Source organism: Staphylococcus pseudoxylosus (genome assembly GCF_003697915.1).
In the GTDB taxonomy this organism is placed as follows: Bacteria; Bacillota; Bacilli; order Staphylococcales; family Staphylococcaceae; genus Staphylococcus; species Staphylococcus pseudoxylosus.
Genome location: NZ_RCVN01000003.1, coordinates 77,160 through 92,362 on the forward strand (window position 1 = coordinate 77,160; position 15,203 = coordinate 92,362).

At 33.4% G+C, this 15,203-nt stretch carries 11 protein-coding genes and 1 pseudogene; 6 read left to right on the plus strand and 6 right to left on the minus strand.

The genetic code is table 11. The annotated features are described in order from the left end of the window. The first annotated feature begins 9 nt into the window (after nucleotides 1–9). Both D9V42_RS03465 and D9V42_RS03470 read left to right on the plus strand, forming a co-directional pair. The gene (locus tag D9V42_RS03465; protein WP_122063110.1) at nucleotides 10–1,365 is read left to right on the plus strand and encodes an APC family permease; all 1,356 of its coding nucleotides are present in this window, start codon (nucleotides 10–12) and stop codon (nucleotides 1,363–1,365) included. Nucleotides 1,366–1,637: 272 nt separating this feature from the next. Beyond that, complete coding sequence (locus D9V42_RS03470; RefSeq protein WP_122063112.1) at nucleotides 1,638–3,008, plus strand: CitMHS family transporter; 1,371 nt, start codon at nucleotides 1,638–1,640, stop codon at nucleotides 3,006–3,008. A 179-nt stretch (nucleotides 3,009–3,187) separates the two neighbouring features. Here D9V42_RS03470 and D9V42_RS03475 read toward each other — a convergent pair whose 3' ends face one another. The 4 genes from D9V42_RS03475 to D9V42_RS03490 all read right to left on the minus strand — a co-directional run bounded on the left by D9V42_RS03475 (nucleotide 3,188) and on the right by D9V42_RS03490 (nucleotide 6,989). Further along, nucleotides 3,188–4,366: an MFS transporter gene (locus D9V42_RS03475; protein ID WP_107554348.1), complete on the minus strand. Its 1,179-nt coding sequence runs from the start codon at nucleotides 4,364–4,366 to the stop codon at nucleotides 3,188–3,190. Between the two features lie 322 nt (nucleotides 4,367–4,688). Beyond that, the gene (locus D9V42_RS03480) at nucleotides 4,689–5,462 is read right to left on the minus strand and encodes an ABC transporter permease (RefSeq protein WP_107554347.1); all 774 of its coding nucleotides are present in this window, start codon (nucleotides 5,460–5,462) and stop codon (nucleotides 4,689–4,691) included. Next, nucleotides 5,459–6,109 carry an ABC transporter ATP-binding protein gene (locus D9V42_RS03485; protein ID WP_122063114.1) on the minus strand — a complete coding sequence of 217 codons (651 nt, stop codon included), beginning with the start codon at nucleotides 6,107–6,109 and terminating at the stop codon, nucleotides 5,459–5,461. The genes D9V42_RS03480 and D9V42_RS03485 overlap by 4 nt, the downstream gene beginning before the upstream one ends. 103 nt (nucleotides 6,110–6,212) lie before the next feature. Continuing rightward, nucleotides 6,213–6,989, minus strand: coding sequence for a CPBP family intramembrane glutamic endopeptidase (locus D9V42_RS03490; RefSeq protein ID WP_122063116.1), 777 nt, complete (start codon nucleotides 6,987–6,989; stop codon nucleotides 6,213–6,215). 190 nt (nucleotides 6,990–7,179) lie between these two features. Here D9V42_RS03490 and D9V42_RS03495 point away from each other — a divergent pair. After that, nucleotides 7,180–8,762, plus strand: a pseudogene (locus tag D9V42_RS03495) (FMN-binding glutamate synthase family protein). Between the two features lie 56 nt (nucleotides 8,763–8,818). On the opposite strand, the gene D9V42_RS03500 reads toward D9V42_RS03495, so the two are convergent. Continuing rightward, nucleotides 8,819–9,337, minus strand: coding sequence for a thioredoxin domain-containing protein (locus tag D9V42_RS03500; RefSeq protein ID WP_122063118.1), 519 nt, complete (start codon nucleotides 9,335–9,337; stop codon nucleotides 8,819–8,821). A 199-nt stretch (nucleotides 9,338–9,536) separates the two neighbouring features. Between D9V42_RS03500 and D9V42_RS03505 the strand changes: the two genes are divergently transcribed. Continuing rightward, nucleotides 9,537–10,613 (plus strand): M42 family metallopeptidase, encoded by a 1,077-nt coding sequence (locus D9V42_RS03505; protein WP_122063121.1) that lies wholly within the window; start codon nucleotides 9,537–9,539, stop codon nucleotides 10,611–10,613. 210 nt (nucleotides 10,614–10,823) lie between these two features. Here the strand turns inward: D9V42_RS03505 and D9V42_RS03510 are convergent, their stop codons facing one another. After that, complete coding sequence (locus D9V42_RS03510; RefSeq protein ID WP_122063123.1) at nucleotides 10,824–11,642, minus strand: SDR family oxidoreductase; 819 nt, start codon at nucleotides 11,640–11,642, stop codon at nucleotides 10,824–10,826. Nucleotides 11,643–11,864: 222 nt separating this feature from the next. Here D9V42_RS03510 and D9V42_RS03515 point away from each other — a divergent pair, with 222 nt between their 5' ends. Both D9V42_RS03515 and ppx read left to right on the plus strand, forming a co-directional pair. Further along, a complete protein-coding gene (locus tag D9V42_RS03515) occupies nucleotides 11,865–13,403 on the plus strand; it encodes an AbgT family transporter (RefSeq protein ID WP_107531486.1) in 1,539 nt (512 codons plus the stop codon). A 237-nt stretch (nucleotides 13,404–13,640) separates the two neighbouring features. Continuing rightward, nucleotides 13,641–15,170 (plus strand): exopolyphosphatase, encoded by a 1,530-nt coding sequence (gene ppx / locus D9V42_RS03520; protein WP_167456081.1) that lies wholly within the window; start codon nucleotides 13,641–13,643, stop codon nucleotides 15,168–15,170. Nucleotides 15,171–15,203: the final 33 nt, after the last annotated feature.

Consider the following 15,203-nt stretch of genomic DNA (forward strand, 5'->3'; position numbering starts at 1 on the left):
GGTGATTGAATGCAACAAGCAACAAATTTAAAAAAAGTGTTAGGTCTTACAGACGTTTTGGGAATTGCGATTGGTCAAATTATCGGAGCTGGTGTCATGTCATTAACTGGTATTGGTATACAAATGACAGGTAGTGGTATAACACCAGCATTCATTTTATCTGCTGTTATCACGTTACTGACCATGTTTCCAATAGCAATATTAGGTTCAACGTTACCTACTACTGGAGGTATGTACCAATATACTAGTCGTTTATTGTCCCCCAAAACAGGTATATTTTGGCTGATGTTGTTTATGTTTTTACAAATTACCTTATCCTTATATGCGCTGTCGTTTGCGCAATATTTAGAAGGGCTTTTTCCTGGTGTTCCCGTTAGAACTGTCGCCTTCTTATTGTTAACTATTTTATTTATCGTGAATATCGTTGGCATAAAGTCTGCATCAATTATAGGAAATTTGATGGTAATCACTTTAATTGTAGCTCTATCTTGTTTCATCATCTTCGGTATGCCACATGTTCATTTTGGCGTATTTAATTCAAGCTCAATGTTCCCAGATGGATTTACAGGATTTTTCACTGCAGTCGGTTTAGTTTCTTTTGCTACTGGTGGCGCGCAAGTTGTTGCTGAATTAGGTGGAGAAATGAAAAATCCAAAAAGGGATATACCAATCGTTATAATTGTAGCTACTATATTTGTTGGTATATTATATGCCTTTATTGCATCAATTGCAGTTGGCGTTTTACCGATTCCCGAAGTAGCAGGCAGACCTTTAACAAGCGTAGCAAAAGAAATACTACCTGCCCCTATTTTCCTTTTCTTTATGATTGGAGGAGCAATGTTTGCCTTAGCTACAACACTTAATTCAACTTTTACATGGGTAACTAAAAGTTTATTAATCGCAATTCATGATGGTTATTTGCCTAAAGCCTTAGGGCACGTAAATAAGCGATTTGGCACACCACATTGGTTACTACTTATTTTTTATATTATTGGTGCACTACCTATCGTTACGGGGATGTCACTAAATGTTGTTGCGCAATTAGGTACAGGCATATCATTAATAGTATTTGCATTTCCTGCATTAGCAGTAACACAATTACCAAAAAAATATCCTGAAGCCTATAAACAATCGCCTTTTAAAGTGCCCTATCCTGTACTAATCATTATAGCAATTACTGCTATCATTGTTTTACTATATCAGTCTTATTTATTAATATCTGATTTGAAAATGGGTTATATGATAGGTACTTTAATATATATTCTACTTTCAGCTGCTATAGCACAAGTTTCAAATACTAAAGCTAATTTAAATATAGATGATATAGGTTTAAATTCAACTCAACTTTCAGAAAAAGCAAATTAACGAATTATCTTTGGCAGGAAGCAGGTTAGAAATCATAGTATGCTATTATGGTGTCAAACCTGTTTCTTTTTCTTTATTATACATTTAAAAAGATATAATTTCCTCCTGTGTATTTGTTTTACTTATTATTTAATATAAGTAAATTAATATGAAATAATACAAGAATACGCACTTAACAATATTCAACTTTGTTACAATTATCTATAATCATTACAATTTAATCAGATGATGATCAATTTTTTGTAAGCGCTTTAACTTAAGGGGGAAGTAAAATGCAACAAGAAAGTATTTGGTTAACAATTGTAGGCCTAGTGATTATTATTTCCATTGTAGGCTTATTAATTGCGCAACGTATTAGTCCTGTAGTTGGTATGATTTTAATACCAAGTATTGGCGCATTACTTTTAGGATACAATGTTGGGGATTTAGTGAAATTTTTCAATAGTGGATTGGATCAAGTTATAAACGTTGTTATTATGTTTATTTTCGCTATTATATTCTTTGGTATTATGAGTGACAGCGGTATGTTCAAGCCGCTTGTAAAAAGGTTGATATTACTCACTAGAGGTAATGTCATAGTAGTCTGTATCGTTACTGCTTTAATAGGTATCTTCGCACAACTTGATGGTGCTGGAGCAACAACTTTTTTATTATCTATTCCTGCATTATTACCACTTTATAAAGCATTAAATATGAATCGCTATTTATTACTACTTTTATTAGCACTAAGTGCAGCTATAATGAATATGGTTCCTTGGGGAGGACCAATGGCTCGTACAGCTTCAGTATTAAATGTCAAAAATGTTAACGAACTATGGTATGGCGTTATTCCTGTTCAGTTAATCGGATTTGCGCTTGTATTATTATTCTCAGTATATTTAGGCATTAAAGAAAAATCACGTATTAGTAAAAAGATTAATAACGGGGAAGTACCTGATACGCAACATCTAGATATTCATAAAATTGTAGATAATTATGAAAAAGATCAAGCTGTAAAGTTCCCAGTACGTGGTACTGCAGTTGATAAACCTTGGATTATATGGGTAAATGGATTACTAACGATTATTGTAATCGTTATGATGTTAGCTAATATCGCACCACCAGAGTTTGCTTTCTTGATTGGTGTTGCAATCGCATTGGTTATTAATTTCCCAAATGTAGATGAGCAAATGAGTCGCTTAAAAGCACATGCACCTAATGCATTAATGATGGCTGCCGTAATTATAGCAGCAGGTATGTTCTTAGGTGTTTTAAATGAGACAGGTATGTTAGAAGCTATTGCCGTCAACTTCATAACAATTATTCCAGACGCAGTCGGACCTTACTTACATATCATCGTGGGCATCTTTGGTGTGCCACTTGATTTACTTACGAGTACGGATGCTTATTATTTTGCCGTGCTTCCAATCGTAGAACAAACTGCGAGTCAATTTGGTGTGCCTTCGATTTCTACAGCATATGCAATGCTAATAGGTAATATTATTGGAACCTTTGTTAGTCCATTCTCGCCAGCCTTGTGGTTAGCAATTGGTCTTGCAGAGGCAAATATGGGGACATATATAAAATATGCCTTTTTCTGGATATGGGGATTTGCTATTATCATGTTGATTATCGCTGTATTAATCGGCGTAGTAGCAGTCTAAATTACTTATATCAATTTTAACTTTCAAACTTAAAATGGGGACCACTATCCGATACTAAATTTTACTTAGTAATTCGGATAGTGGTCCCCATTATTTATCTATAAACTATTTTATCGATTTTTATGATGACTCATTAGCTATATGCGTAACTAATTTTCGCACATGATCATATATAAACTTTATGTCTGAGCTTTATTAAATTTTGCGATATTTTTCAAACTAATGATTAATATAAAGGCTAATAAGGCAATCGCGGCACTAAAGTAAGTTGTTGCAAAAACATCTACTTTTGAAACAACTAAGCCACCTACTATACCACCGATACCAATGCCTGCGTTTAAACTAGACATGTTCCAACTCATAACTTGGCTCGTATCACCCTCTACATGTTCGATGATACCACTTTGTACAGCAGGATTCGTACTCCACTGCATGATATTCCATATAAAGATAACCATCAATAATAGACCTGTGCCCGGTAAGAAGACATTTAAGATTAACATCATAATGATAAAAATAGTTGTCGCAATCGTTAACCAACGTTTACTTGTGAGTTTATCTGATAAGAACCCACCCATTGATGTACCTATTACACCTGCTACACCATTAATCAACAATGCGATAGACACAAATGATAAATCATGGCCACTTTTCAGCATCAATGGATTAATATAAATAAATGTCACTGAATTGGCAACGAGTAGTAAAAACGTTATACTCAAATATTTTACAATTTCTGCCGGTCTTAATATTTTAGAATAACTACTTGTACGTTGCGTTGTTTCTGTACCTGTTTTAGGCGTTTCAAATTGTGGTTGTGGTACATAAAAGTACATTAGTATACCCACTAGCACGCTGACTGCGACGATAAATAAGAATGTATATCTCCACCCTACTAAGTCACCTATAATCGTCCCAATAGGTACACCAAACACATTTGCACCACTAAATCCTGAATATACAATACCAATCATTTTCCCACGGTGTTGTGGCGCTGTTAATAAGGCCGTTAACGCTAATATTTTAACCACGATTAACGCTGCCGCAGCAGATGATAAAATACGTCCAAACACCAAGATTGAAAAATTAGGCGCCATAGCAATAATTACATTCCCTATAATAAAAGTCGCTAACGCCCATAATAAGACTGGTCTCGGTGAAAAGCGATTAGTTAATTTTACTAATATTGGACCAGCTATAGCAAATGTGATTGCATATAAAGTCACTAACTGGCCCACTACCGCTTCTGAGACATGTAAATCATTACTCATTAAATTCATAATCCCAGCAACCATCATTTCAACCATACCTACTATAAATATACTTAAAATGAATGTTGCAATTCTCATCACTGACATAGATTCACTCCTCCCTTTTATAAATTTTTATTTTTACATAACCATTATATTATAAACCATTCGTCAACACGTTTGAACATTTTAAAATGATAATGATTATCCCTATGTAGTAAGCAGTTAAGATACCCATTCGTCTTTGGATTGTTAAATTTAAGTAACCTATAAAGAAGCGCTAAAAAATACCAACAAAACACTTAGCTTTGTTGGTATACCGTCTCAACTATAAATATGATAAACCCACCTTTAATTTGCGTACACCATTTTACTTTTGGAAAAGTAATTTTAGCAATAATCAAATAGACTATTTGAACACTGTTGTATATTATCTTTCTTCCGTATGCATATGGCGTCCAATCAGTTGATCTCGATGATTAAAGAATTGTTTATAACTTAAGTAAGTCGCAATTAAAGCTGACATAATCGTCGCAGTTGTATGAATAAATACAACCATCAACTGAAACTTCACTGCTTCTAAAGGTGCAACACCACCTAGTATCAACCCCGTCATCATACCAGGTATAGAGACAATACCATATGTTTTGACAGAATCAATCGTAGGTACAATTGCTGTTTTAATACTGTTTCTAATGGTTGCCTTAGATGATAACTTAGGATTTGCACCTAAAGCTAATTTAGCTTCTATTTGACTCATTTCTTTTACAAACTCTTTATCTAAATTTTGATAGGCTAAATTGATGGCTATCAGCCCATTACTTCCCAACATTCCTGCTATCGGTATAACTTCATTCGGTTTAAACTGTATCGCACCAGTTAAGATTACGCCTACTAATGGCAAGGCCACACCAACGAATATAGCTATAAATGAAATCCAAAACACATGATGCATGACTGGCGAAGCCCTACTTATTGTATTCCAAGAAGCATTTATAATAATGATTAATACAAACGTAAGCAGTAGCCATTTTTGGTTTACTCCAAAAATAAAATGTAAGAGATACCCCAATATCACAAGTTGGACCACTGCACGTAATGTAGCAATTAATAAATCTTTAATGATATGTAATTTTTCTTTATAAGAGACGATAATAGGAAATAACAATAGAAGGCCGGTTAATGCTAACGCAGTTGTACTCATGATAAATCATCCTCCTGTGCAATTCGACCTTCAACGACTTTAATTCTTTTCTTAAAGTGCCTACTAATTTGTTCATTACTATGAGTAATCCACAAAATAGAGACACCTTCTTGGGCTATATTAAAAATTAGTTTTTCAATTTTTTCACTATTTTGCTCGTCTAACGCACTAGTCGCTTCATCTAATAAAAGCATCTGTGGTTTGTACATTAACTGTCTTGCTATGGTTATTCTCTGTCTTTCACCACCGGATAAATGGTCTATTCTTGTATTGAAATGGTAATGACCCAAACCAACGGACTTCAATAAATATTTGGCTCTTTTGCGGTCAAATTTATCATTACGCACTTCTGCTGGAAAAGCTAAATTCTCTCCTATAGTTCTATCAAACAAGTCACTCTCTTGTAATAGATAACTGATTTTCATGCGCAATGTTTCTGGATCAATCTGCTCGTAAGGCTTACCATTCAAATATATTTCACCTTCCGTCGGACTAATTAAATTATTAATCAATCGCATTAATGTACTTTTTCCACTACCTGAAGGTCCTACAATCGCAATAGTATCCCCTTGCTCAATTTTCAAAGAAATATTGTTGATGATGTCACGGTTATCAACATGATATGAAACATTTTTCAGTTCTAACATGCTTCGGCCTCCCTCATATTTGCTTTACTCATCATTATTCCCTAACAAATGATGGAAATAACTAATTTCTAGAAAATATAACTTAACAACACGTTCTTAAAAGTTATTTTAAAATAACGATTGTTATAAATGATATGAAATTATTTAAACTGTGCAATGTGATAGAAACAGCTAAATTCATACCACTTTTGAGATAAACAAAGGCTAGACTTGCACCAATGATAATATAACTTCCTATTTCAAAAGGCGACGTGGCACCCATAACATGTACACTTGCGAAAAGAATCACTGACAGAACTGTAGCAAAACCATAGGTGATTTTTTTACCTAATTCATGAATAATTAAGTGTCTAAATATTAATTCTTCAATAAAAGAGGTTAAAATGACGATATCTATAAACAGCAATGGTAGCATCCAATTATTTTCAAATAATTCTTCTAGTAACATTTGATTCTGAGTTTCCCCATATTGAAGAGATTTAGGCAAAAAATCTGTCATCCATTCATATCCAGTAATTAATACTAATGAAACTATATAAGTTATCAAAATGACGAATAAATATTTTTGACCTGTCTTAAAACGCGCTATCGCAATCGGTAATAATCGATGGTTCTTATGTATTAAATAAAAACTTAGCAAAATAATAATTTCAGAGATTATTGCACTTATAATCTTGTAATCATTACCTACTACTTCACTTTTAATATTAAATAAAAAGAAAACTCCAAATATTACAGTCAAGACAATTAAAGGTACAACTTGATTGAAGAGTATATAAAAAGGAATAAGCCAGAAATCTCTTTTCACAATATGCTTACTCTGCCATTTGTTGTTTTCTTGAAATTGTTTCGTTCTTTTTAGCATTGATTCGTCATCCATAAGACACCTTCCTTTATATTTATGTATTGTAAATATATCATGATTCAAATTACTTATATATGTTTTATAAAATTTTTCATAGCAATTCATTTTTTAGAACTTTAATATTAAGTAACTTTTTCTTTTTTAAGTCATTTTATTGTAAAATGATCATTTTGTTGTAACATATAGTTAAATAGGGGGATGCTTTATGACAATATTAACCGTACTACAGTTTATTGTTAATATAATCATTGTTTTATTTCTAATAAGTGGTCTGATTATAGGTGCACTATTACTATTTAAAGATAAGCGTCAAAAACAACATAGCGTATTACGCAATTATCCTTTATTAGCTAGAATACGGTATTTTGGTGAGAAAATAGGCCCGGAGTTACGTCAATATCTCTTTTTAGCAGATACTAAAGGTAAACCTTTTTCTAGAAATGATTTCACTCATATCGTTGTAGCAGGCAAATATAATTCCAGAATGACAAGTTTTGGTACTCAACGAGATTATGAAGATGGGTTTTATATTCAAAATACTATGTTTCCTTTACAATCATCAGAATTGCACATCGATCAATCACCTATGATATCTTCTTTTATTTATCAGATAGATAATGAGCGTCTATTTAATCGTGACGAGCATAGAATAAAAACAGAAATTGACCCTTACTATTTATCAGACGACAATCAAATTATACTCGGACAAGAGCTTGAACACCCTTTCAAACTTAAACGTTTGGTTGGTCAATCTGGTATGAGTTACGGTGCATTAGGTAGTCATGCTATTACTGCCCTTTCTAAAGGTTTAGGACAAGCTGGTACATGGATGAATACAGGTGAAGGTGGACTATCAAAACACCATCTGTCTGGTGATGTAGATATTATTTTTCAAATCGGACCTGGTCTATTTGGAGTACGTGATAAACAAGGTGATTTTGATACAGACGCCTTTACACATTTATCACAGCATCCTCGGATTAAAGCATTTGAAATCAAACTAGCTCAAGGCGCTAAAACAAGGGGCGGCCATATGCAAGGCAATAAAGTCACTGAAGAAATTGCAGAAATTCGTAAAGTTGAGCCATGGAAAACAATAAATTCACCTAATCGTTTTGAGCAAATCAATAATCCGCCTGCATTACTTTCTTGGGTACATCAATTACAGCAACTTGGTCAAAAACCTGTTGGCTTTAAAATAGTCATCAGTAAAGTCTCAGAGGTAGAAGATCTGGTGCGCACAATGGTTGATACACAACAATATCCAAACTTTATAACAATAGATGGAGGAGAAGGTGGAACTGGTGCAACTTTCCAAGAATTAGAAGATGGTGTAGGTTTACCTCTTTTTACAGCACTGCCTATACTTACTTCTTTACTAGAAAAGTATGGCATTCGAGATCGTATTAAAATATTTGCTTCAGGCAAACTCATCACACCTGACAAGATTGCGATTGCACTTGGTTTAGGTGCAGATTTGATCAACATAGCTCGTGGCATGATGATTAGTGTAGGTTGTATTATGAGTCAACAATGTCATATGAACACTTGTCCAGTAGGTGTTGCCACAACAGACCCCAAGAGAGAAAAGGACTAATTATTGATGAAAAAAAATACCGTGTCACTAATTTTGTAACAAGTTTGCATGAAGGTTTATTTAATATCGCAGCTGCAGTTGGCGTTGAATCACCTACACAAATTTCTAAAGAGCATATTATTATTAAAAATAAGGATGGTAGTATTCAATCAATCCAAGACTATAAATTAAAATTAATAGAACATGTATAGAAAATCTAAAAACACTATGACAATCATTCAATATTGTTGTCATAGTGCTTTTTATTTTATCTACTTAATTGGTTTATTTTGTCAGTAATCAATGCTTCTATTTCACTTTGTTTATCTTGTAATGGGTTGAACTCAAATTGAACTTCATTAAAAAATACTGTTGGAATGCCTTTAATACCACGTTTAAATGTTTCTTCATTAATTGCTAATGAACGCTCATCCGCTTCTTTCTTAGGCGTTAAGTTAAATGTTTGTGTCATTTTTTCCTCAATTGCAGCAAAGCTCTTCTTCCATTCATCTTGCGTATCGTATAAGTCGCGTATAACTTCTATCGTTTCATTAACTTTTTGATAATCTAAATGTATATTTGCAACCGTTCCTTTTAATAAAGCTTGCTTAGTTTTATCAAAATGTTTGATTACATGTTGCACTTTACCTGCCTCAATAAATGGTTTTAGCGCCTTGTCTGCCGCTCTAAAATAGTTCTTACAATATGGACATGCAAAATTAATAAAAGATTCGACTTGAATTGGCGCTTCATTTGAACCCAATGTAAGATAATTAACTTTTGTCATTTTAACCCCTCCATTTTATCTAATATATTTATTGAAACACGATTGTTTGGTTATTGCACACTTTTAGTCTTAGTGAATTACTAAGATTTGTTTTTAGATTTATACAGTTCTTATCAATTTTTATTTAAATCAAATGACTATATGGTATTAATCTTAAAATGGTAAAATATATCTATAAATCAAAGTTGGGAGGGTTAACATGAATCAATCAGTAGAACTATTAAAATCTTTAACTGATGTCGATGGCATCGCAGGTCATGAAATGAAAGTGAAAGCTTTAATGCATGATTATTTAAAACCTGTTAGTGATGAAATTGTAGAAGACAACCTTGGTGGTATTTTTGGTAAAAAATCCGCAACAAATGGTAACAAAACATTGATGGTTGCCGGGCATTTAGATGAGATTGGTTTTATCGTTACTAAAATTGATAATGATGGATTTTTAAAATTCACTCCAATTGGAGGTTGGTGGAATCAAGTCATGTTGTCACAAAAAGTTACTGTCACAACAGACAAAGGTAAGAAAATAAGAGGCATTATCGGTTCTAAACCACCACATGTACTATCACCTGAAGAGCGTAAAAAAACGATTGATATGAAAGAAATGTTTATAGATATTGGTGTTAAAAGTAAAAAAGAAGCCGAGCAATTCGGTATTGAAATCGGAAATATGATTACGCCATATAGTGAATTTGAAACATTAGCAAACAACAAATATCTAACTGCAAAAGCCTTTGATAATCGCTATGGATGCGCACTTGCCGTTGATGTATTACAACAATTAAAAAATGATACCATCGATGTCAATTTAGTCGCTGGTGCAAATGTTCAAGAAGAAGTTGGACTACGTGGTGCTAAAGTTGCTGCTAATAAAATCAAACCCGACTTAGCAATTGCTGTTGACGTTGCAATTGCATATGATACACCAGGAATGTCTGGACAAGTTAGTGATACAGCTATTGGTAATGGACCTGTTGTCATTATTATGGATGCTTCTAATATCGGGCATGTCGGCTTTACTAAACATATTAAAGAGGTAGCTAAGAAACACAACATTTCTATCCAATTAGATACTACAGCTGGTGGCGGGACTGATGCTGGTAGCATACATGTTGCGAATGAAGGCATACCAACTGTTTCTATTGGTGTCGCATTACGTTATATGCATTCAAATGTATCGGTACTACACACAGATGATTACAAGAATTCAGTTGCACTGGTAGCTGAAATTGTTAAATCTTTAAATGATGACGTCGTAGAAGAAATAATTTGGTAATCTTTCTAACATAACTTGAGTAATTTTATGAAACTCATTTTTATATGTTAATGATTACACACTATGGAAAAAGACATCATACACTTAGCATATCATCAGTACTTTAATCTATGACCAATATGTGCTTAAACAGCTAGGCTGAGACAATTACTTTGTCTCAGCCTAGCTGTTTTATATAATTATTTTATTCATTATTATAGATTGCTTATTTTATTTAGTCGTATTTTTCCAGCTATCGTCACTTAACATTTCACCAGGCCATGTGTAAGCCATTACTCCACCATCAATAGTAATCGTCTCGCCAGTAATAAATGAACTGTCGTCTGAAGCTAGGAACGCAACAAGTTTCCCAATTTCTTCAGGTGTTCCTAATCTACCTAAAGGTGTAACCCATTTTTGATTTTCTCTAAATGCTTTACCAGACGCTTCATCAGCAGTCCCAGTCAATTTATCGACAAGTGGCGTTTCAATTGTACCTGGTGCAATCGCATTCGCTCTAATATTTTCTCGTCCATATTCTATTGCAGTGGAACGTGTGAAATTGATTACGCCACCTTTTGCAGCATTATAGCCTGAACGATTTAAATCTGCTGCTAAACCTGAGAATGACGCCGTGTTAATAATAGAACCGCCTTCATCCATCATTAATGGTAAGAAAAACTTAGTCATTAAAAACGTCCCTCTAAGATCGACGCCCATGATCTTATCGAAGACTTCTACAGGATATTCATGTATCCTACCAGCAGCATGATCAACACCCGCGTTATTAAAAAGTACATCAATTGTTGAGCATTTTTCTTTAATAGCTTCTGCAAATCGTTCTACTGCATGTTCATCTGAAATATCAACTGTATAACCTGAGGCTTTATACCCTGCATTATTAATTTCTTTAACCGTATCATGTACTCTTTCTGAGATATCTACCGCTATAACATGAGCCCCCTCTTTAGCTAAAACATGTGCGGTAGCGGCACCAATACCTGTACTGACACCTGTTAATATAGCTACTTTTTCTTCTAATCTTCCCATGATTACTCACGACTCCTTTTCTAAAATTAGCTTTTCTTCTAAACACATCTCAGTTATACACTTCCTTTTTTAATTACCTGCAAAACTTCATTTATTAGGTCTTTTAAATAAAAGCGTTTACAACAATTATATTTATTTAACTATCTAAGTTGTCAAAATTTTCATTTAATTATTAACTTTAATTTGTTATACTTTCGACAAGTTAATTGGGAGGTAAGGCTCATGTCATTAAATTCAAAAGAAAAACCAACGCTTATCAATAGATTTTTAAACATAGTAGAGAAAGTTGGGAACAGATTACCTGATCCTAGTATTTTATTTTTCTTAATGTGCTTAGGTCTCGCAGTATTAACTTGGATAATTTCATTTTTCCCTATCACAGTTAAACATCCTGGCACAGGTGATACCATTGCAATTAAAAGTATTTTAAGTAGTGATGGCTTATCAATGATATTAAATGATGCCGTTAAGAATTTTTCTGAATTCCCTGCACTAGGTCTTGTATTAGCAGTCATGCTTGGTATTGGTGTATCGGAAAAAACAGGTTATTTTGATAAATTGATGATACAAGTAGTACATAAAGCGCCCAAGAAAATTATAATTCCTGTAATTATATTAGTCGGTATCTTAGGTAATGCTGCTGGTGATGCCGCTACTATCGTGTTACCACCACTTACTGCCATGGTGTTTATCAAATTAGGCTATCACCCTATTGCTGGATTAGCTATGGCTTATGCGTCAGCACTTGGTGGTTTCTCAGCTAATGTCATGATTGGTATGTCTGATGCTTTACTTTATGCTTTTACAGAACCTGCAGCAAAAATCGTTTCTGATAATGTACATGTAAATGTCGCAATGAATTGGTACTTTATAGCAGCTAGTATTATCGTTTTATTACCAGCTGTATATTGGGTAACCATGCGATTTGTCATTCCTAGACTCGGAACATATGATACATCCAACTCAGATATTAAAGTTGATGAAGAAAATACAGGATTAACACCTGAAGAAAATAAAGCCGTTTTTTGGGCAAACATAAGCTTCTTTGCAATGATTGCTTTACTCATTATTTTAGCAATACCACAAAATAGTTTTCTAAGAAATGCTAAAACGGGTAGCTTACTTAACGATGCACCGATCATTAATGGCGTCGGTTTGATTATTTTAGTCTTATTTTTAGTACCTGGTTTAGTATATGGCATTAAAATGAAAGTATTTCATAACTCTAAAGACTTAGGTAAAATGTTGGCTGATTCTATGGGTTCGATGGGTTCTTTTATTGTGATAGTATTCTTTGCAGCACAACTACTAGCATTCTTAGAGTGGAGTAATCTCGGTGTTATTGTTGCAGTTAAAGGGGCTTCATTACTCCAAGGGCAAAATGGCATTGTATTAATCTTAGGCATTATTTTATTGAGCGCACTCATTAACTTATTGATAGGTAGCGCATCCGCTAAATGGGGCATTTTGGCCCCTATATTTATACCAATGTTAATGCTTGTTGGATTTCATCCTGCGTTTACACAAATGCTATATAGAATTGGTGATTCCATCAGTAATCCAATCACTCCGATGATGCCCTATTTACCACTGCTATTATCTTATGCGCAAAAATATGATAACAATATGAAATTAGGTTCTTTACTTTCAAGCCTAATGCCTTATACCATCGTTTTAAGTATTGTTTGGCCATTGTTTATGATTATTTGGTATTTATTAGGTTGGCCATTAGGTCCTGGTGGGCCATTAGATATGAAATAATATGTTGAAAATTACACACATAATAGACAAATCTAACAGTCAGTACATATAGCTAACTAGTGGATTTGTCTATTTTATATTGCACATTGTAATTTATGCGATTTATTTTAAATTAATTTCTATTGAGCAGTATGAAAATAATTAGTAACAAATTATTATATTTAATGTAATATAAACTTAAGAAATGGGTAAACAAAATAGAGCAATATAAATTACCTCATTAATATTTTAGGAGGCATTATGGAACGTATAGGATTAATTGATATCGGATCAAATACCATTAGATTGGTTATTTTCGAATTTGATAAAAAAACAGGACTAAATGAATTATTAAATATTAAAACACCCGCAAGATTAAGCCAATATTTAACTGAAGATCTAGCAATGAACGACGAAGGTATTAAAGTATTAACTGAAACGCTAAGTAGCTTTAAAAAAGTAGCAGATAAATTCGAAGTTGATGCATTACATCCTGTAGCTACTGCTGCAATCAGGCAATCAACAAATAGAGATAAAATCCTCGAAAAAATAAAAAAAGAACTAAATATCAAAATTAAAATTATAAACGATCAAGAAGAAGCATTTTATGGTTTTTATGCAATTACACATACTACTGATATTAATGATGGTGTTTCTGTTGATATTGGTGGTGGCTCAACAGAAGTCACACTTTTTAAAGATAAGACTCTAATAGAATCGCACAGTTTTCCTTTCGGTGTCGTTACTTTACAACGCAAATTTTTTGATGGTAAAGATCATAACGACAAATCTGCAATTAAAGATATGGAAAAATTCTTATCTAAACAATTTGACCAATTACCATGGATACAAAATCAAGAAGTTGCACTCGTAGGTATTGGTGGTTCTGCTCGTAACGTAGCACGTATACACCAGTCTGAACACTCTTACCCTATCGGTGGCGTACACAACTATACAATGTCAGAGAATAATATTGAAGAAGTATATACAATCATTAAAAAGAGTTCACGTGAGGATTTAAAGGATATTGACGGACTAAGTAGAGACCGTGTAGATATTATACTGCCCGCCGTAGCAGTCTTTAACACGCTATTTAATAAAATAGATGCCACTCAATTTACATTCTCTCGAAAAGGTCTTCGTGAAGGATATGCCATGAATGTCATTGGCGAACGACACCCAGAAGAATTTAAGAAAGAAAATATTAGAACCGATGCTTTGTATCATTTAGCGAATGAATACGGTATCGAGGAAACAAGCGCTAACCAACGCGTAAAATTAGCACAATCACTCTTAGAGCAATTAATTAAATTAGATAAAATTGAAGTTTCAGAAACAGAAAAATCTTTATTTGCTGAGGGCGCGTACTTGTATTATCTAGGTAGATTTATTGATGCGGATTCTAGTTCACCACATACCTATTATATCATTGCCAATTCAATGATAGATGGCTTCAAACATGAAGATCGTGTCAAATTAGCGTTACTCGCAAGTTTTAAAAATAAATCACTATTAAAATTCTTTAGTCACGAAACAAAATGGCTTCGTGGTAAAGAACTAGATAACATTCAATATCTAGGAGGCATTATAAAATTCGTTAATGCACTCAATATTTCTCACACAAATGCTGTTGAGCGCTTAAATCTTAAACATGAGAACGATGGTTATACCCTTTACGTTTATTATAATGGCGCGCCTATAGCCGAAGAATACCAAGCTCATAGACAAAAGAAACATATCGATAAAATCTTAAAGGAAAACATTTCTATAATCTTTACAAAATCTTAAAATTCTTATGATAAATTAAGTGTAGCAAAACAT

Coding starts and splice junctions, on each gene's coding strand:
- D9V42_RS03485 (WP_122063114.1), bottom strand. CDS start 6,109: ATGTTAGAACTGAAAAATGTTTCATATCATGTTGATAACCGTGACATC.
- D9V42_RS03500 (WP_122063118.1), bottom strand. CDS start 9,337: ATGACAAAAGTTAATTATCTTACATTGGGTTCAAATGAAGCGCCAATT.
- D9V42_RS03515 (WP_107531486.1), top strand. CDS start 11,865: ATGTCATTAAATTCAAAAGAAAAACCAACGCTTATCAATAGATTTTTA.
- D9V42_RS03465 (WP_122063110.1), top strand. CDS start 10: ATGCAACAAGCAACAAATTTAAAAAAAGTGTTAGGTCTTACAGACGTT.
- D9V42_RS03470 (WP_122063112.1), top strand. CDS start 1,638: ATGCAACAAGAAAGTATTTGGTTAACAATTGTAGGCCTAGTGATTATT.
- D9V42_RS03480 (WP_107554347.1), bottom strand. CDS start 5,462: ATGAGTACAACTGCGTTAGCATTAACCGGCCTTCTATTGTTATTTCCT.
- D9V42_RS03505 (WP_122063121.1), top strand. CDS start 9,537: ATGAATCAATCAGTAGAACTATTAAAATCTTTAACTGATGTCGATGGC.
- D9V42_RS03475 (WP_107554348.1), bottom strand. CDS start 4,366: ATGTCAGTGATGAGAATTGCAACATTCATTTTAAGTATATTTATAGTA.
- D9V42_RS03510 (WP_122063123.1), bottom strand. CDS start 11,642: ATGGGAAGATTAGAAGAAAAAGTAGCTATATTAACAGGTGTCAGTACA.
- D9V42_RS03490 (WP_122063116.1), bottom strand. CDS start 6,989: ATGGATGACGAATCAATGCTAAAAAGAACGAAACAATTTCAAGAAAAC.